Source organism: Defluviimonas sp. D31, from assembly GCF_033436765.1.
Classification (GTDB): Bacteria; Pseudomonadota; Alphaproteobacteria; order Rhodobacterales; family Rhodobacteraceae; genus Albidovulum.
The window spans coordinates 185,788-203,369 of sequence record NZ_JAWQFN010000002.1 but is presented as its reverse complement, the minus strand read 5'-3'; the positions used below and the strand labels follow the sequence as shown (position 1 = coordinate 203,369).

The following is a 17,582-nucleotide window of genomic DNA, read 5'->3' as shown; positions in this document are numbered from 1 at the left end:
CATGCAGCTCGCCCGCGCGATCCATTTCGACGAAAGCGACATGAACGTCTTCGCCATCCCGGCGCGGACCGGGGAATGGGCAATCTCCGGCGGCTTCGAGTTTTCGAACTGGAGCGAGGCGGACCTTGTCGGCAAGCAGCGCCAGGCCTTCGCCAACGGCTGGCTCGGGATCGAGACCTTCGGCCGCGTGACCTTCGTCGCCGTGACCCGGATCGAGGCAGCCGAACTGGAGGTGCTTACCGAGCGGCTGGCGCGGCATTTCGTCGAGGTATACGGCGCGCCCTCGGTCGAGGCGGCGCGACCCGTGGCGGCGGAAGAGATCGCGCAGATGGCCGATCTCTGCGCCGACCATGCGCCCAACACGGTTCTGACCGTCTGGCGCGACCTCACCGATGCCGGGGTGCGCGAGCAGTACCGCTTCATCGAGGCGACCGAGGCAGGGATCGACCAGTTCGCGATCCACGGGCAGCTCGAGGATTAGCGGCCGTATCGGTACCGGCGCACGAACCGACAAATTTCCGTTGCCCCGAATCGCTATTGCCGCCTTCGTCAGGGACAACTGCCAAGGGGGACCGGAATGGCTGCGACCGACAACATCCTGTTCGTGGTGATAGACCAGCTCCGGGCCGACTGCCTGTCCGGCGCCCTGTCCGGGCATGTCCGCCTGCCGAACCTCCGCGCGCTGATGGCCGATGCCGCAAGCTTCACGCGGCACTACTCCGTGGCCAATCCCTGCGGCCCTTCGCGCGCGTCGCTGCTCACCGGCCAGTACGCGATGAACCACCGCTCGGTCCGGAACGGCACGCCCTTGCCGCATGACACGCCAAACCTCGCCACTGAGATGCGCAAGGCCGGTTGGCTGCCGCTGCTCTTCGGCTATACCGACGCGACGCCGGATCCGCGCGTCCACGCGCCAGGCGATCCCGTGCTCAAGAGCTACGAGCAGGTGTTGCCGGGGTTTCAGGAGGCGGTCGAGATGCGGCTGGAGGAAAGCCTGCCGTGGCGCGCCGACCTGATGGCGAAGGGCTATGACGTGCCGCCCTACCCCGAGATCTTCCGCCCGACCGGCCCCAACCCCGACGATCCCGCGCTCTACCGTGCCGAGGACAGCGACACCGCCTTTCTCACCGACGAAACGCTCCGCGCGCTCCGGGCCCGCGCGCCCGGCTGGTTCGCGCATCTGACCTATATCCGTCCGCACAATCCGCTGGTCGCGCCCGAGCCCTACAACCGGATGTACGACCCCGCGACGATCCCCCTGCCCGAGCGGATCGGCACCATCGAGGAGGAACGTGCGGTCCATCCGTTCATCGCCCCCTGCCACGCGAAGAACCCGATCTCGGGCATGGTCGAGGGCTTCCCGGACATGGAGCCGAGCGACGACAACATCCGCAAGCTCCGCGCGATCTATCTCGGGCTGGCCACCGAGGTCGACCACCATCTCGGGCGCATCATCGACTTCCTGAAGGCGACCGGCCAGTACGACCGCACGCTGATCGTCGTCACCGCCGATCACGGCGAGATGCTGGGCGACCGCTACATCTGGGCGAAATCGACCTATCACGACGCGGCCTATCACACGCCGCTGATCATCCGCGACCCGGCCCTGCCCGGCTCGTTCGGCACGAGCCACGACCACCCGACGGAATCCGTGGACGTCGCGCCGACGATCCTCGACCGGTTCGGCCTCGACGTGCCGCAGGCGATGAACGGCCGGAGCCTGATGCCGTTTCTTCGCGGCGAGGCACCGGCCGGCTGGCGGCGTTTCACCTGGTCGGAACTCGATTTCGGCAACCCGGTAGAGCCGACGCCCGCGCAGACCACGCTCGGCCTTGACCCGGAGACGACGAACCTCGCCGTCTTGCGCGGCAAGGACCACACGCTGGTGCATTTCAACGGCGGCCTGCCGCCCCTGCTCTTCGATCACCGGGCGGACGGCGAGCGGCGCGACCTTGCTGGTGATCCGGCGATGCGCGAGACGCTCCTGAGCCTCTACCGGGAGATGACGGACCATCGGATGCGCCACGCGGCGAGCCGCTTCACGCGCACCATGATCACCGCCGACGGCGCCGTCACGGTGCCGCGCGAATGAACCTGGGCTGGTAGAAATGCAAACGGAGCAATCACTTGACGGCGTCTCGGTGGCGCGGACATACTCGCCTCGAGACGGGAGAACGACAGGATCGCGCGGCTCGCGACCGTCCGCCGGTCACCGCGCGGTTTGAACATCAGAGGGAGGGAACTGGAGACACGCACCACTGCCGGCCGATCTCGGCATTCGGACTGAGGGCCGGATTCCAGGAAGAATAATAATTCATAAAGAAGCCAAGCAACGGGAGAAATCATGAAACGACTACTTTTCGGCAGCGTCGCGCTGCTGGCATTTCCGATGGCCGCGGCGGCGAGCTGCCCCGGCATCACGGTCGCCGACATGGGCGGCATCGCCCCCGGCGCCTTTCCCCAGCAATACGACCTCGCGGACTTCCAGACGGCCGCCGGCTGCACGATGGAATTCACCGAGAACCCCGCGATCGCCGAGCTGAACGGCAAGATCCGCGGCAATCCCGAGATGCCGGCGCTCGCCGATCGCCTGCCCGAGGAACCGCTGGTCGTCGTGCCCTATGACGCGGTGGGCAAGTATGGCGGCACGCTCGATGCCCTGTCGAATGCCACCGAGGCCGGCACGTCGGACTTCCTCTCGGTTCGCCACGTCAACCTCGTGCGCTATTCCGACGACCTCGAGACCATTGTCCCGAACGTCGCCAAAAGCTGGGAATGGAACGAGGACTACACCCAGCTCACCTTTTATCTCCGCAAGGGCCACAAGTGGTCGGACGGCCAGCCCTTCACCTCGGCCGACGTGAAGTTCTGGTACGACAACCTCGCACTCGATCCGAATGTCAACGAGAAGCCGAAGGACTATGTCACCGTTGCGGGCGAACGGATGGAGGTCGAGACGCCCGACGACCTGACCGTCATCTTCAAGTTGCCGGCGCCGAAGCCGGGGCTTCTGGCCCATTTCGCCACGCATTTCGCGCAAGGGTTCCAGCCGAAACACTTCCTCGGTCAATTCCACCCCGACATCAACCCGGACGCCGACAAGCTGGCGCAGGAGATGGGCTTCGAGAACGGCTATGCCGTGATCATGGCCTATTTCGGCAATTCGGACTGGACCGACACGCCGACGCCGCAGCTGAACTCGCCCGACAAGATCGCGAAGATGCCGGCCGACACGATGCCCACGCTCGAAAGCCACATCGTCATCCGCGACACGACCGAGGGGCGGCACTTCGTGGCTAACCCCTATTTCTTCCAGGTCGACACGATGGGCCAGCAGCTGCCCTATATCAACGAACTGGACGAGGTCTATGCCAACGACCAGGAGGTCCGTCTGCTGAAACTCGTCAACGGCGAGGCCGACTACAAGACACAGTCGCTGCAACTCGCCGACGCGCCGATCCTCCTGGAAAACCAGGAGAAGGGCGGCTATTCGGTGCAACTGAAGCCGAAGATCACCATACATGCGGTGTCCTTCAACGTCACCTCGGCGGATGAAGAGAAGCGGAAGGTCTTCGGCGACCTGCGCTTCCGTCAGGCGATGTCGATCGCGATCAACCGCGAGGAGATCAACGAGACCGCCTATTTCGGCGAGGGCGTGATCCAGCAATATACCGGCTTCTCGCCGCTGCCGGATTACGTCGACCCGAAATGGAAGACCTTCGCGACCGAGTATGACCCAGACGGCGCCAAGGCGCTTCTCGACGAGGTCGGCGTCGTCGACAAGGACGGCGACGGGTTCCGCGACCTGCCGAACGGCGCGCCGCTGGTCTTGAACCTGCAGTTCGCGACGCAAGGTATCGCCGGCCAGGTCGTCGAACTGATCGGCCAGCACTGGGCCAATGTCGGCATCAAGACCACGGTGAAGGAGATCACGCCGGACGAGTACCGCTCGGCCCAATCCTCCAACCAGCTTGACGTGGGGCTTTGGGAAAAGGGCCAGCCGGTGGGCATCGTCCTTGGCAACAACGAGCTCTGGGTGCCGCCCTTCAACAACTACTTCGACCACCGGACCGGCATGCTCTGGGCCGAATGGGTCGACACCAACGGCGCGAGCGGCGTCGAGCCGCCCGATTACGTCAAGCAGATGATGGACGACATCAACACGCTGCAATCGGCGCCGTCGGGCACCGACGAGTTCAAGGCGACCGCGAACCGGCTGGTGGAGAACATGGTCTCGAACCTCCTCTTCATCGGCACGGCGCTGACACCGGACCCGATCTATCACCGCAACGCGCTGAAGAACTTTGCGGAGTTCAAGACGGCGTCCTACGAATACTACCGGACCTATCCGTACCGGCCGAGCCAGTGGTACTTCGACGAGTGATGTCGTGACTACCTGAAACCCGGCCGGGGCGGACCTGACTGTCCGCCCCGGCCGCAGAGGCCCGCTCTCGGACTGACAGGACGCGCATCCACATGGCCCAATTCGCCCAATTCGCGCTGACCCGCGCCTTTCTCGCGCTGATCACGCTTCTGACCGTCTCGCTCATCGTCTTCACGCTGATGGAACTTGTGCCCGGCACCTGTGCGGAGCGTTACCTCGCCTTCAAGAACACCCAAGGGTCGCAGATCACCATCGCCGACATCGCGGCGGAGGAGAAACGCCTCGGCCTCGACCGGCCGTTCCCGGAACGCTGGGGGAAATGGGTCTACAATGTCTTCGTCCACGGCGAGTTCGGCGACAGCTGCATCCTCAGGCTCAACATCAACCAGCTTCTGGCGGACAAGTTCTGGATCTCGCTCGGCATCTGCATGGCGGCCCTGATCCTGTCCTATGCGATCGCGGTGCCCATAGGCATCATATCGGCAAGCTCGACGAACCCCGTCACCAACAACTCGCTGAGGTTCGTGAGCTATCTCGGCCTCGCGCTGCCGAACTTCCTTCTCGCGCTCATCATCATGCTGATCTCGACGGTGCTGTTCGGCGACAGCCTGACCGGGCTCTTTTCCAAGGAATACCGCGACGCGGCCTGGAGCTGGGCGAAGTTCGGAGATTTCATCAGCCGCGCCTGGCTGCCGGTCTTCATCCTTGGCTGGTCGGCCACCGCATTCGCGCTGCAGACGGTACGGGCGCTGATGCTCGACGAGATCGGCAAGCTCTATGTCACGGCCGCCTCGGCGCGCGGCGTCTCGGGCGCGAAGCTCCTCTGGCGCTACCCGGCCAAGCACTCGCTCGGGCCGGTGATCAACTCTCTGGGCTTCGACCTCAACCGGATCTTCAACGAATTGCCGATCGTGGCGCTCATTCTGACGCTGACCGAATCCGGCGCCCTTCTCTTTGAAAGCCTCGCGCGCTCCAACGACCAGCAATTGGCCGGCGCGATCATCTTCCTTCTCACGGCGAGCATCGTGGCGCTGAACTTCGTCACCGACATCCTGCTCGCCCTGATCGACCCGCGCGTCCGCCGCGGCATGATGGGGTAAACACATGTTCGGACGCAGGAAAACCGCCACCGCCGGAATCGACCAGAAGGCCAAGGAGGCCTATTTCACCGCCTCGCAGGGGCAGCTCATCTGGGCGCGTTTCAGGGGCAACCGCACCGCGATGATCGCCGCCTGGGCGCTCGTCATCATGATCCTGATGGGGCTCTTCGCGCCGTTCCTCTCGCCCTATGACCCGACCATCGCGGGCCGGGACGAGAACTACGAGAACGGCGCGCCGCAATTTCCGAAGTTCTGGGATGAGAACGGCTTTTCCGCCCGCCCCTTCGTCTACGCGACCGAGCGCGAACGCTCGATCAAGACCAACTTCCGCTGGGTCGTGACGGAAAACCGCGACCACCGGCTCTACATGCGGTTCTTCGTTCCCGGATGGGACTACAAGCTCCTCGGCGTCATCCCCTCGAACATACACCTCTTCGGCCTCGACGAGGGCGGCATGATCCACCTCTTCGGAACCGATGCGAGCGGCAAGGACATCTTTGGGCGAACCCTGCACGCGATCTGGACCTCGCTCGCGGTGGGGACCCTCGGCGTCCTCATCTCCTTCGTGCTCGCCTTGGTGATAGGAGGGGTGGCCGGCTATTTCGGCGGCTGGATCGACTCCGTCCTGCAAATGATCACCGACGCGATCCGGACCGTGCCGTCGATCCCCCTCTTCATGGCGCTCGCCGCCTTCATGCCCGACCACTGGTCATCCGAGACGCGGTTCTTCTTCATCTCGATCATCCTTGGCCTGATCGGCTGGCCGACGCTGGCGCGGCGGATTCGCACCCATCTCCTGACAGAACGGACACAGGAATACGTCCTCGCGGCCGAGCTCTGCGGCGCCCCGCCGGGCCATATCATCCGCCGCCACCTGCTGCCTTCGTTCACAAGCTACATCATCGTCGATCTGATGATCTCGTTCCCCTACATGGTTCGCTCGGAGACCGCGCTTTCCTTCATCGGGCTCGGGCTCAAGGACCCGGTGAACTCGCTCGGCGCGCTGATGCAGAACGTCTCCAAGGCGGACGTTCTCCTGAACTACCAGTGGTACTTCATCCCCGTCATCTTCTTCGTGGCGCTGGTTCTCGCCTTCGTCTTCGTCGGCGACGGGCTGCGCGACGCGGCTGATCCCTACTCGGATACGAAGAAATGAGGGCACTTATCGAAGTCAAGAACCTGACCATCCAGTTCCGGACCGACGAGGGCCTGGTGACGGCGGTCGACGATGTGAGCTTTTCCATCGACAAGGGCGAGGTCATGGGGCTCGTCGGCGAAAGCGGATCGGGCAAGTCGGTGACGGCCAAGGCGCTGATGCATCTGAATGCAAGGAACGCCGTCTACGGTCCCGACAGCCGGATCACGCTGCACACGGAAGCCGGTCCGGTCGAGGTGCTGAAGCTGAAGACCGCGCGGGACCTGAAGATAGTGCGGGGCGGTGCGATCTCGATGATCTTCCAGGAGCCGATGGCAAGCTTCGCGCCCGCCATCACCATCGGTGACCAGATGGTCGAGCAGCTCCGGCTCCATGCGGACATGTCCAAGGCCAAGGCGAAGGAAATATCGGTCGAGATGCTCGACCGCGTCGGCATCTCCGACCCCTCCCGCCGCTTCGGGCAGTATGCCTTCGAACTGTCGGGCGGCATGCGCCAGCGGGCGATGATCGCGATGGCGCTGTCGACCAAGCCGAAGCTCCTGATCGCGGACGAGCCGACGACTGCCTTGGACGTGACGATCCAGGCGCAGGTGATCGACCTGATGAAAGACCTCGTGAACGAATTCCACATGGGCATCATCTTCATCACCCATGACCTCGGCGTCATCGCCCAGACCGCCGACAAGGTCGCGGTCATGTATCTCGGACGGCTTATCGAGGAAGGCCCGGTGCGCGAGGTGATCCGCAACCCGAAACACCCCTATACGCAAGGATTGCTGGCCGCCCTGCCGAAGCTCGACAATCTCGACGCGCCGCTGACCCCGGTCGCGGGCGACATTCCCTCGCCGCTCGAACGCCCCTCGGGCTGCGTCTTCCACACCCGCTGCCCGAAGATCGTCGGCGACCAGTGCAAGACCCGCCTGCCCCACGATGTCCAGGTCGATCCCACCCACCGGGTCGCCTGCCACATCCACACGGAGGTCCCGGCATGAGCGAGACCCTTATCAAGGCCCGCGACCTCTCGGTCGGCTTCAAGATCGGCTCGGGCTTCTTCGGCAAACAGATCCTGAAAGCGGTCGATCATGTCGATCTCGACATCGAGAAGGGCTCGTTCTTCGGCCTTGTCGGCGAGAGCGGCTCGGGCAAGACCACGCTCGGCCGGGCGCTTCTGAAGGCCGTGCCGATCACCGGCGGGTCGGCGAGCTACGCCGATGGCGAGGTCGACTACGACCTGACGACGCTCGCCGGGCCGGAGCTGAAGGACTACCGCAAGCGGGCGCAGCTGATCTTCCAGGATCCCTACGCGGCGCTCTCGCCGCGCATGACGGTGCGCGACATCATCGCGGAACCCCTGGAGGTCATGGGGCTGACCAAGACCCGCGAGGAGACGGACGCAAGGGTGCGCCAGATCGCAGCGAAGTGCCGGCTGAACCTTGAACATCTGCGGCGCTTCCCGCACGCCTTTTCGGGCGGCCAGCGCCAGCGGATTTCCATCGCCCGGGCGCTCGTCTCGGGGCCGAAGTTCGTGGTCGCCGACGAAAGCGTCGCTGCCCTCGACGTGTCGATCCAGGCCGATGTTCTAAATCTTCTGAAAGAGTTGCAGCGCGATCTTAAGATCACTTTTCTCTTCATCAGCCACGACCTCTCGGTCGTCGCCCATACCTGCGACCACGTCGCGGTGATGTATCTCGGACGGCTCGTCGAATCCGCGCCGACCCGCGAGCTTTTCAAGGCGCCACGCCATCCCTACACCAAGGCGCTCTTCTCGGCGATCCCGTCGCTCGATCCCGACGACCGGGGCCGCGCCCAGAAGCTGATCGGCGAGATCCCCTCACCCACCAACCAGCCCTCGGGCTGCAAGTTCCACACGCGCTGCCCCCATGCGGTCGATCGCTGCAAGAAGGAGGAGCCGATGCTCGAACATCCCGGCGACGGGCACGAGGTCGCCTGCCACCGCTGGCGCGAGCTTCTGGAGAGCGCGGCGGCCTAGCCGGTGGCGACAAACACCTCGCCGTTCTCGATCCGCACCGGATAGGTCGCGAGATCGACGCAGACCGGGGCCGACAGGGCCTTGCCGGACGGGATATCGAAGCGCCCGCCGTGCAGCGGGCATTCGATGACACAACCGATCACCAACCCCTCGTCCAGGCTCTGATGCTCGTGCGTGCAGATGCCGTCGGTGGCGAAGAAGCCCTTCTCGGTATTGTAGATCGCGTAGACATGCCCTTCGTGATCCCAGCGGATCAGGTCCTCTTCGTCGATCTCGTCGGCGGCGCAGGCGCGCACCCAGTTCGTCATGGCGCGTTTCCTCACATCGTCCGCTGCGCGATCCGCTCGACGCGACCGCCCTCGGTGATCATGTGCGGCGCCTGCCGGATCGACGGCGCCCTGGTCGAGAGCCCCAGTGACCGCCGCAGCACGACCCCGAACACCTCGGCATTGGTGCGCCAGAAGCCGGGATCGGGTTCGGGCACCTGCGCCTCGATCGCCTTGGCGAGTGTCGGCAGCGCGTGGAACGGCACCTGTGGATAAAGGTGGTGCTCCACGTGGTTGTTCATGTTCATGTAGAGGAACCGACCGAGCAAGGAGGTGCGGAACGACCGCGTGCTGTCGAGGATCGAGGGCGAGTTTTCCTGCAACTCGACGTGCTGGGTGAGCGTGAAGAGCAGCATCACCGGCGCGCCGAGCATCCGCGGCAGGACGAGGAACCAGAGGGGCCAGAGCTGGCCCGCCGAGATCAGGGCGGCGATGGCGGCGTAGATCAAGAGAAAGACCCGCGCGTTCCGCGTCATCCTGGGGAACTCGCCCGCCGGCGTCACGTCGCGCATCACGTCGGAGTAGCGTCCGAAGGCGAGCCGCACCATCACCGCCATGTGGAACCTCAGGAGCCCGAACCCGGTCACCTCGGCCAGCCAGCCGCCGAATCCCATCGGCGTGTCGAAGGGCATCTGGCTGTCCTTGCCGACATGCCAGGTGAAGGTGTGGTGGTTGGTATGGGTGTAGCGGCGGTGGAGCGGCTCCTCCATGTAGATCAGCGAGGTGAGCCACAGCACCGCCTCGTTGAGCCAGCGGCTGCGGAAGGCGGTGCCATGCGCTGTCTCGTGGCTGAACGCATAGGCCGGCACGGTCAGGACCGTGCCGTAGGCGAACATCGCCGGCCAGAGCCACAAGGTGCCGCGCGTCAGCCACACCAGCGCGCCTGTGGCGATCAGCGCGGCCGCCCACCGGGCGAGGTAGACGAGCCCCGGCCGGTCGCTCCGCGCCGCGATCTGCTTCAGGAGCTTCTTGTCGAGAGTCACGCCGGACGAGGCGGCGTTGGTCGGCACGTAATCCGGCATGGCACGCTCCTCAGCTTGCGTAGTCGTCGCCTTCGGTGTCGAGGATGCGCCGGAGCTCGGCGAGGTGCTGGGTCGCGTAGCCCGGATAATCGTCGAGCTGGGCCGCGGTCGTGGAGGCGATCTCGTGGCTCAGCACCCTAAGCGGCCGGCCGGTCTGCAGCGCGCGGATATAGGTCTCGGCCGCGCGTTCGAAATAGTAGAGCCGGTTGAAGGCCTCGGCCGGCGTGGCACCGATCACCAGGACGCCGTGGTTGCCCATGATCATCACGGTGGTCTTCGGATCCTTGAGCAGCCCGGCGCAGCGTTCACCCTCGTCCCCGAGCGCGAGGCCGCCGAAATCCCCGTCGATGACGTGGCGCTCGTAGAACATCGCGGTGTTCTGGTCGATCGGCGGCAGCGTGCTGTCGGCGAGGCAGGCGAGCACGGTCGCATGGATCGAATGAACATGCATGACGCAGCGCGCATGCGGAACCAGCCGGTGAATCCCGCCATGCAGCCCCCAGGCGGTCGGATCGGGCGCGTCGGGCCGATCCAGCGTCTTCGGGTCGTTGGCATCGAGAAGCAAGAGGTCCGAGGCGCGGATCCGGCTGAAATGCATCTGGTTCGGGTTCATCAGGAACTTCGTGCCGTCCTCGTTGACGGCGAGGCTGAAGTGGTTCGCCACCGCCTCGTGCAGGTTCATGCGATAGGTCCAGCGGAAGGCTGCCGCCATGTCGCAGCGCTCCTGCCAGTGGGCGATGTTCGCCCGCGCGGTTCCCGTCATCTCGTTCATTCCGTCCTCCCACGGCTGATGTGCAAGTCCTAGGCCAATCGGATCCGTTTACCAGCGATGAATTCGAGGCTATGCCATTAGAAAAGTTAATGCACGGATTGCGCGACCCCGATGTCCGGCCTGAACCTGCCCCCGCTGACCTGGTTGCGCGCCTTCGAGGCGGCCGCGCGGCACCTCTCCTTCACCCTCGCCGCGCAGGAACTGAACCTGACGCAATCGGCGATCAGCCAGCATGTCCGCAGCCTCGAATCCTGGCTCGGGCAGGATCTCTTTCACCGCCAGAGCCGGGCGCTGACGCTGACGGAGGCCGGCGCCAACTACCTGCCGATGGTGCGCGAGGCCTTCGCGACGCTCGCCCGCGGCACCCGCGCCTTCACCGGCGGCGAGCGCGGGCGGACGCTCCGGATCCTGTGCAACATGACATTCGCCACCTGGTGGCTCGCGCCCCGGCTCGGCCAGCTTGCCGAGGCGCTGCCCTGGCTTACCCTGAACATCCAGACCGCCACCTGGGGGGCCGAGAACGCGCCCGGCAACAGCGACATCGAGATCCGTTTCGGCCGGCGCGAGGACATGTCGGCAAGCGCCCGGCTGATCCTCGAGGAGACCATCACCCCGGTCTGCGCCCCCGGCTTCGCGGGCGGCGCCCCGGACTGGCGGCGCGATCCGCTGTTCGACTGCGCCGGCGTCATGTCGAACTGGGAGACATGGCTGCAGGCCCAGGGTCACGACCTGCCCGCGGGGCGCAAGATCCACCTCGCCTCGACCTATGTCATCAGCCTTACCGCCGCGATCGCCGGCCAGGGCCTCGCCCTTGCGCAGGGCTTCATGATCGACGGCATCCGCCGCACCACGCCACTCGCCGAGCCCTGGCCGCACCGGCTGAAGCTGCTCGAGGCCTATTACCTGCTGCCGCCCGCCGGCCATGCCGAGACCCCGGCGACCCGCGCCTTCACCGACTGGATCGAGGCGGAGATGCAGCGCGGCGGCTGACCGGACGGCTCAGAGATCGAAGCCGTCGGCCTCGATCAGCTTGGGCCCGTCATCGGCAATACCGAAGGGCCGGACCCTGCGTGTGAGGTAGCGCCCCGACCAGCCGGTGCCGAGCGTCGCCACCACGTCTTCATCCGGTGTCGCAGCGTCGAGCCACGGCAGCAGTTCCTCCGAACTCAGGATCACCGGCATCCGCGGATGCAGGTGCCGGATCGACGGGTCGGCGGCGCGGGTGAGGATCGCGCAGGTCAGGCTACCATCGGGACGCGCCGCCTTCAGGCCCGCGAAGAAGAAGACCGGCAGGTTCTGCTCGACCGTGATGAGCCAGGGCTGCTTGCGCCCCTTCTCGCCGGTCCACTCGTAATAGCCCGAGGCGGGCAGGATGCAGCGCCCCGCCGTCCAGGCGGCCCGGAACACCGGCTTTTCATGCGCGCTCTCGATCCGCGCGTTGAAGGTCGTGGCCTTCCACTCCTTCACCTCGCCCCTGTGCCAGTGCGGCACGAACCACCAGCGCGCCACACCGGCCTCGAGCCCGCCGGCGCCGCGGAACGCGAGGCTCACGGTTTCGGTCGGCTTGATGTTGTAGCTGACCCGGCCCGTCGCGCCGCGAACGACCGAGAGCGCGTCGTGATATTCTGCCCAGCTGCCGTCACCGAGGATGAATCGTCCGCACATGGCGACAGGGTAGCACTGGCGCACGCCGGATCCATCCGTCGCGACGACCTATGTGGCCGAGGTCCGCCATAGCCGTCCCATGTGCGGTTTCATGCGGTTTTCGCCGGAAATCGCCCGCTCACGATGCCAAGGCGTCGGATTTTTCTTGCCTCACGCCGAAACGGTTCTACGGTCTTCGACATGTCGCACGTCAAACTTTCTGGTTTTCTGGTCTGCCGGTCGCTGGAAGAGGCCGACCGCGTCTCTGGCCTTTTGGCCGATCACATCCGCCTGACCCGGGCCGAGCCCGGCTGCCTGCGCTTTGAGGTGCTGCGCTCGCATGCCGACCCGTGCCGCTTCGCGGTCGCCGAGACGTTCCGCGACCGGGCCGCGTTCGACGCCCACCGGGCCCGCGCCGCGGCGACGATCTGGGCGCGCGCGACGAAGGGGATCCCGCGCGACTACGTCATCGAGGAAGAGCCGGCCGCGACGCAGCGCCGCTGATCCGAGAGGCCGGTTCAGATGCCGAGGATCGCCCGGACGTAGCCCTTTGTCTCGGCATAGGGCGGTACGCCGTCATACTTGGCAACCGCCTCAGGCCCCGCGTTGTAGGCCGCGAGCGCGAGCTTCCAGTTGCCGAAGCGGTCGTACATCATGCGCAGGTAGCGCGCGCCGCCGTCGAGGTTGTCATGCGGATCGGTGGCGTTCACGCCGAGCCGCCGTGCCGTCGCAGGCATCAGCTGGGCAAGACCGGTCGCTCCCTTGTTGGACACCGCCTTCGGGTTCCAGCCCGATTCCTGCTGCACGAGGCGCAGGAACAGGTCCTCCGGTACGCCATGCCGGCGCGCCGCCGTCTTGGCCGCATCGAGATAGAGCCCGCGATAGCGCCCGGAATAGGACGGGATTGCCACCGAGGACACCGGGCTCTTGCCGTTCGGCGTCAGGCGCGTCGAGGCGGCGTACTGGGTCGACGCGCGGCTGTCCAGCACCGCGGTCTGCTTGTGAAACTGAGCCAGTCGCGATCCCGACGAACTGCCCGGTTTCGACAAGACCAGACCTTCGGCCTGCGCCGCACCCACCGACGACACCAAGGTCGCAGCCACGAATGCTGCCCTGCAAATTCGCATTGGTCCCTCGTCCGGCATTTTACCGCCCGGGACTATACCGAAATTTTCATCGTCGAACAGAGTCTTGCGCGAATTTCCGCCTCAGGTTGTTCAAGCACTATTATCAATCACTCTTTGCGCGACCGGACCGCCAAGCAGTTCCTCGATCAGCAGGTTGACAAGCTGGGCGCGGCCACGGAGCCCGGCCTTGCGGTAGATCGCGTTAAGGTGGGTCTTGACCGTCGCCTCGGCGGAGCCCCGCAGTTCGGCGATCTCGGCGATCGAGCAGCCCTTGATTGTGAACTGCGCGACGTCCGCCTCGGCCGGGGTGAGTTGCCACTGTTCGAAATAGCTCTCCATCACGTCATGCAGCGCGCCCGAGGCGACCGAGAGCGCGCGTTCGACATGGGCCTGCCGTCGCAGGAGCCGCACCAGATAGGCGCCCTCGAAGGCGATCCCGGCGATCAGCCCGAGCGTGGCGATCAGTTCGAGCACCATGTGCGGCCCCTGGAACAGCGAGTCGGGGTTGGCGAGGAGATCGGTGGTCGCGTCGAAGAGAAAGAAGGCGGCGCAGAAGCCCTGCACTGCCATGAGCGCGAGGATCGCCGCCTGCCTGTCTTTGCCTGGAGCCGTGCCGTCGGTCATTCCTGCGTCCCGGTTGCCGGTAGGGTCTTGTAACCGGTCACCATGGATTTCGGAAGGTTGATCCCGAGCCTGCGGCTCTCGAACACGACCGCCGCGACATGGGCGAGGACCGAGAGTTCTGCCCAATGCACCGCGATCTCGTGCACGTCCTCGAGCCACTTGCTGCCGAAGTAGCTGTAGGTCGTCATCGCGTAGCCCGAGACGCCGATCACGATGAGCACCGCGATCAGGTTGTAGATCATCAGTGCCCCGAGCGGCGAATGGCCGGCATGGATCCGGCGGCGTCCCGTGGCCATCTCGCCGAGCTGGCCGAATGCCGCCCCGAGTGACGGCCGGAAGTCGGAAAAGCGCGCATGACGCGATCCGACGAGGCCCCAGCCGATCCGCAGCGCGACGAGCGCGAGCAGCGCGAGGCCGATCACCTCGTGGGTCTCGCCCTCGGGGTCCGTGAAGAATGCGTTCGCCGTGAAGCCCGCAACGAGCGACCAGTGGAAGATCCGCACGACCGGATCCCAGACCTTAACTTTTAGCATGTTCTGCCTCTCGGCGCGGCCGGGCGGCGGACGGGGCCCGCCGCCCGGAACCGGCTCAGCTGCCTTCCTTGCTGCGCACGATCTTCAGGTTGGCGTCGAGGTAGAGTTCGTAGGTCTTGCCGTCCTTCACGGCGTAGACCTCGATCATGCCATCCTCTGAGTCGATCTTGCGGACCTCGTAGCCCTGGGCCTTGAGGTCGGCGGTGATCTTCGCCTGGGTCGCGGCATCGGGCATCGAACTCGCGACGGCGGGGAAGCCGCAGACGAGCGCGAGGGCTGCGGCGAGGGGTATCTTGCGGATCATGTCGGACTCCCTGGTTGCCGGGGCGGTATGTCCCGGCTTCGATGTCCCCGATCTGGGGCAGTGGCCCGCGCCGCACCATTGAACCGCAGGACCAGAGGCCCGATGAGAGGGCGTCTGCAACCGAAGTTGCAGGCCCTCCGGAGGCGCGGACGGGCCGGAATTAGGGATTCCTTCACGATGTTGGCCTTCCATCGGCGGCGGCCGGATGGTCTAACGGGGCGAATGGAATCGCGAGGAGGATGTCCGCATGGCGGGATCGGTGAACAAGGTCATTCTGATCGGCAATCTCGGGCGCGACCCCGAGGTGCGGTCGTTCCAGAACGGCGGCAAGGTCTGCAACCTGCGCATCGCCACCTCGGAAAACTGGCGCGACCGCAATACCGGCGAGCGGCGGGAACGGACCGAGTGGCACTCAGTCGCGATCTTCAACGAGAACCTCGTCAAGATCGCCGAGCAATACCTGAAGAAGGGCTCCAAGGTCTATATCGAGGGCCAGCTCGAGACCCGGAAATGGCAGGACCAGTCCGGCCAGGACCGCTACACGACAGAGATCGTGCTGCGCCAATTCCGGGGCGAGTTGACGCTGCTTGACGGCCGCGGCGAAGGCGGCGGCGGTGGTGGTGGTGGCTACGAGGACGACCGCTCCGGCGGCTATGGCGGCGGTTCGGGCGGCTACGGCGGTGGCAGCCAGGGCGGCGGCGGTAGCGGCGGCCGCTCCGATCTCGACGACGAGATCCCGTTCTGATTGGCTGCTGACGACCCCGGCGCGTGGGGGCGCTGCCCCCACACCCCCGGGGTATTTCGGCAATGAAGAAGAGGAGGCGGCCGCTCCGGGCGGGCGCCCTCAGCGGCGGGCGAGCGCCTCGTCCAGAACCTTTCGCACTACGTCGCCCGGCACATCGGAGGTCACGAAGGCCTCGCCGATGCCGCGGGCCAGAATGAAGCGCAGCTTTCCGTCGACGACCTTCTTGTCCTGCGCCATGAGCGCCAGGAGTGCTTCCGCGCCGGGAAGGTCGCCGGGAATGTCGGCAAGATCGGTCTTCATACCCATCGCCTTCAGATGCGCGCGGACCCGGCTCGGGGCTTCCTGCGAACATAGGCCGAGCCGCTGGCTGAGTTCGAAGGCGAGCGCGCAGCCGATCGCCACCCCCTCGCCGTGGAGGAGCCTGTCGGAATAGCCGGTCGCGGTTTCGAGCGCGTGGCAGAAGGTGTGGCCGAGATTGAGGAGCGCTCGGTCGCCCTCCTCGGTCTCGTCGCGTTCGACGATGCGGGCCTTCATCTCGACCGAGCGACGGACGGCATATTGCCGCGCCGCCATGTCGCCCGCGGCAAGCGTGGGCCCCATCGCCTCGAGCCAGTCGAAGAAGGCAGCATCGCCGAGGAGCCCGTATTTCACCACCTCGCCGTAGCCCGAGAGGAAATCGCGGGCGGGCAGCGTGGACAGCACGCCGATATCGGCCAGCACCAGCGCGGGCTGGTGAAACGCGCCGATCAGGTTCTTGCCGTGGACCGAGTTGATCCCGGTCTTGCCGCCGACCGAACTGTCGACTTGCGCCAGAAGCGTGGTCGGGATCTGGACGAAGCGCACGCCGCGGCGCAGCACCGCGGCGGCGAAGCCCGCGAGATCGCCGATCACCCCGCCACCGAACGCGACCACGATGTCGCGCCGCTCCACCTTTTCGGCCAGCAGCCAGTCGACGGCGCGAGAAAACTGCGGCCAGCCCTTGGTCGACTCCCCCGCCGGCAGCGCGAGCGCCGTCATGGAGATGTCGCCGAGCCCCTCGCGGAGCGCCTCGAGATGCAGCGCGCCCACGGTCTCGTCCGTCAGCACGGCCACGCGGCGCCGCTTCAGCAAGGGCGCGATCTCGGCCCCCGCGCGGGTCACGAGTCCGGCGCCGATGCGCACGTCGTAGCTGCGGCTGCCAAGATCCACATGGACGGTTTCTGTCGTGTCGGTCATGCCTTCTCCAGTATGTCCGGACGCGCGGCCAGCGCGGCGATCACCTGGCCGGCCATATCCTCGATCGAATACTCGGCCCGCGCGTCGACGATCACACCGGCTTCGGCGTAGATGGGCGCGCGCGCGTCCAGAAGCGCGGCCAGCGTCGCCTTCGGGTCGGCGGCGCGCAGGAGCGGCCGGGTGTTCTTGTGGCGCACCCGCTGCCAGAGGAGCTCCAGATCCGCCCGGAGCCAGACCGCCACGCCCTTCTCGGCGATCAACGCGCGATTGTCGGCCGAAAGAAACGCGCCGCCGCCGGTCGACAGGACGCAAGGCGGGCCGGCGAGAAGCCGTCCCAGCACCTCCGATTCGCGTGCGCGAAAGAACGGCTCGCCGTCGCGGGCGAAGATCTCTGCGACGGACATGTGCGCGGCGCGCACGATCTCTTCGTCGGAATCGAGGAAACCGACGCCGAGAAGCCGCGCCAGCGCCGTGCCGACCGCGGTCTTGCCCGCGCCCATCATGCCTACGAGCACGACCGTCTTTTTCAGTTTTTGCCGCACACGGCGCCTCTCACCCCCGGCCCGGCAGCGGGTCCGCCGGTGTGGCGGCCTCCTGCCCATGACGAAACTTTCTGTCGTGAATGGCGTGAATTCGCCGG

At 65.9% G+C, this 17,582-nt stretch carries 20 protein-coding genes; 10 read left to right on the top strand and 10 right to left on the bottom strand.

All coding sequences use genetic code 11. The features are described from left to right. Nucleotide 1: 1 nt before the first annotated feature. The 7 genes from R5H32_RS04740 (at nucleotide 2) to R5H32_RS04710 (ending at nucleotide 8,630) form a co-directional block, all read left to right on the top strand. Nucleotides 2-481 (top strand): DUF6505 family protein, encoded by a 480-nt coding sequence (locus R5H32_RS04740; RefSeq protein ID WP_318337532.1) that lies wholly within the window; start codon nucleotides 2-4, stop codon nucleotides 479-481. Nucleotides 482-577: 96 nt separating this feature from the next. Then, nucleotides 578-2,092 carry a sulfatase-like hydrolase/transferase gene (locus R5H32_RS04735; protein WP_318337531.1) on the top strand — a complete coding sequence of 505 codons (1,515 nt, stop codon included), beginning with the start codon at nucleotides 578-580 and terminating at the stop codon, nucleotides 2,090-2,092. A 252-nt stretch (nucleotides 2,093-2,344) separates the two neighbouring features. Beyond that, nucleotides 2,345-4,384 carry an ABC transporter substrate-binding protein gene (locus tag R5H32_RS04730; protein ID WP_318337530.1) on the top strand — a complete coding sequence of 680 codons (2,040 nt, stop codon included), beginning with the start codon at nucleotides 2,345-2,347 and terminating at the stop codon, nucleotides 4,382-4,384. A gap of 92 nt (nucleotides 4,385-4,476) precedes the next feature. Continuing rightward, on the top strand, nucleotides 4,477-5,484 hold the full coding sequence (locus R5H32_RS04725; protein WP_318337529.1) for an ABC transporter permease: 1,008 nt from the start codon (nucleotides 4,477-4,479) through the stop codon (nucleotides 5,482-5,484). Between the two features lie 4 nt (nucleotides 5,485-5,488). After that, on the top strand, nucleotides 5,489-6,640 hold the full coding sequence (locus R5H32_RS04720) for an ABC transporter permease (protein WP_318337528.1): 1,152 nt from the start codon (nucleotides 5,489-5,491) through the stop codon (nucleotides 6,638-6,640). Then, entirely contained in the window at nucleotides 6,637-7,632 is a 996-nt protein-coding gene (locus R5H32_RS04715) for an ABC transporter ATP-binding protein (RefSeq protein ID WP_318337527.1), read from the top strand. Before R5H32_RS04720 ends, R5H32_RS04715 begins: the two co-directional genes overlap by 4 nt. Further along, nucleotides 7,629-8,630 carry an oligopeptide/dipeptide ABC transporter ATP-binding protein gene (locus R5H32_RS04710; RefSeq protein WP_318337526.1) on the top strand — a complete coding sequence of 334 codons (1,002 nt, stop codon included), beginning with the start codon at nucleotides 7,629-7,631 and terminating at the stop codon, nucleotides 8,628-8,630. The genes R5H32_RS04715 and R5H32_RS04710 overlap by 4 nt, the downstream gene beginning before the upstream one ends. Here the strand turns inward: R5H32_RS04710 and R5H32_RS04705 are convergent. From R5H32_RS04705 to R5H32_RS04695, 3 genes are read right to left on the bottom strand one after another with little or no spacing between them, the layout of a single operon-like run. Continuing rightward, nucleotides 8,627-8,938, bottom strand: coding sequence for a non-heme iron oxygenase ferredoxin subunit (locus tag R5H32_RS04705; RefSeq protein WP_318337525.1), 312 nt, complete (start codon nucleotides 8,936-8,938; stop codon nucleotides 8,627-8,629). The two genes, R5H32_RS04710 and R5H32_RS04705, sit on opposite strands and share 4 nt — an antisense overlap. Nucleotides 8,939-8,949: 11 nt before the next feature. Next, nucleotides 8,950-9,978, bottom strand: coding sequence for a fatty acid desaturase (locus R5H32_RS04700; RefSeq protein WP_318337524.1), 1,029 nt, complete (start codon nucleotides 9,976-9,978; stop codon nucleotides 8,950-8,952). 10 nt (nucleotides 9,979-9,988) lie between these two features. Then, the gene (locus R5H32_RS04695; protein ID WP_412098991.1) at nucleotides 9,989-10,750 is read right to left on the bottom strand and encodes a class II aldolase and adducin N-terminal domain-containing protein; all 762 of its coding nucleotides are present in this window, start codon (nucleotides 10,748-10,750) and stop codon (nucleotides 9,989-9,991) included. A gap of 111 nt (nucleotides 10,751-10,861) precedes the next feature. Between R5H32_RS04695 and R5H32_RS04690 the strand changes: the two genes are divergently transcribed. After that, nucleotides 10,862-11,740 (top strand): LysR family transcriptional regulator, encoded by an 879-nt coding sequence (locus tag R5H32_RS04690; RefSeq protein WP_318337523.1) that lies wholly within the window; start codon nucleotides 10,862-10,864, stop codon nucleotides 11,738-11,740. A 9-nt stretch (nucleotides 11,741-11,749) separates the two neighbouring features. On the opposite strand, the gene R5H32_RS04685 is transcribed toward R5H32_RS04690, so the two are convergent. Then, nucleotides 11,750-12,415, bottom strand: coding sequence for an SOS response-associated peptidase (locus tag R5H32_RS04685; RefSeq protein WP_318337522.1), 666 nt, complete (start codon nucleotides 12,413-12,415; stop codon nucleotides 11,750-11,752). 180 nt (nucleotides 12,416-12,595) lie between these two features. Here R5H32_RS04685 and R5H32_RS04680 point away from each other — a divergent pair, with 180 nt between their 5' ends. Further along, nucleotides 12,596-12,898 carry a putative quinol monooxygenase gene (locus tag R5H32_RS04680; protein WP_318337521.1) on the top strand — a complete coding sequence of 101 codons (303 nt, stop codon included), beginning with the start codon at nucleotides 12,596-12,598 and terminating at the stop codon, nucleotides 12,896-12,898. 14 nt (nucleotides 12,899-12,912) lie between these two features. Here the strand turns inward: R5H32_RS04680 and R5H32_RS04675 are convergent, their stop codons facing one another. From R5H32_RS04675 to R5H32_RS04660, 4 genes are all read right to left on the bottom strand, one after another. Further along, the gene (locus R5H32_RS04675) at nucleotides 12,913-13,521 is read right to left on the bottom strand and encodes a lytic transglycosylase domain-containing protein (RefSeq protein WP_412098990.1); all 609 of its coding nucleotides are present in this window, start codon (nucleotides 13,519-13,521) and stop codon (nucleotides 12,913-12,915) included. Nucleotides 13,522-13,611: 90 nt separating this feature from the next. Next, on the bottom strand, nucleotides 13,612-14,145 hold the full coding sequence (locus R5H32_RS04670) for a helix-turn-helix transcriptional regulator (RefSeq protein ID WP_318337520.1): 534 nt from the start codon (nucleotides 14,143-14,145) through the stop codon (nucleotides 13,612-13,614). Continuing rightward, nucleotides 14,142-14,678, bottom strand: a complete 537-nt coding sequence (locus tag R5H32_RS04665; RefSeq protein ID WP_318337519.1) for a cytochrome b/b6 domain-containing protein — start codon at nucleotides 14,676-14,678, stop codon at nucleotides 14,142-14,144. Before R5H32_RS04665 ends, R5H32_RS04670 begins: the two co-directional genes overlap by 4 nt. A 55-nt stretch (nucleotides 14,679-14,733) precedes the next feature. Continuing rightward, entirely contained in the window at nucleotides 14,734-14,982 is a 249-nt protein-coding gene (locus tag R5H32_RS04660; RefSeq protein WP_318337518.1) for a PepSY domain-containing protein, read from the bottom strand. Nucleotides 14,983-15,229: 247 nt separating this feature from the next. Here R5H32_RS04660 and ssb point away from each other — a divergent pair, with 247 nt between their 5' ends. Then, a complete protein-coding gene (ssb, locus tag R5H32_RS04655; RefSeq protein ID WP_318337517.1) occupies nucleotides 15,230-15,727 on the top strand; it encodes a single-stranded DNA-binding protein in 498 nt (165 codons plus the stop codon). 99 nt (nucleotides 15,728-15,826) lie between these two features. Here ssb and aroB read toward each other — a convergent pair whose 3' ends face one another. Then, on the bottom strand, nucleotides 15,827-16,942 hold the full coding sequence (gene aroB / locus R5H32_RS04650; RefSeq protein WP_318337516.1) for a 3-dehydroquinate synthase: 1,116 nt from the start codon (nucleotides 16,940-16,942) through the stop codon (nucleotides 15,827-15,829). Further along, nucleotides 16,939-17,484, bottom strand: a complete 546-nt coding sequence (locus R5H32_RS04645; protein WP_318337515.1) for a shikimate kinase — start codon at nucleotides 17,482-17,484, stop codon at nucleotides 16,939-16,941. Before R5H32_RS04645 ends, aroB begins: the two co-directional genes overlap by 4 nt. Nucleotides 17,485-17,582: the final 98 nt, after the last annotated feature.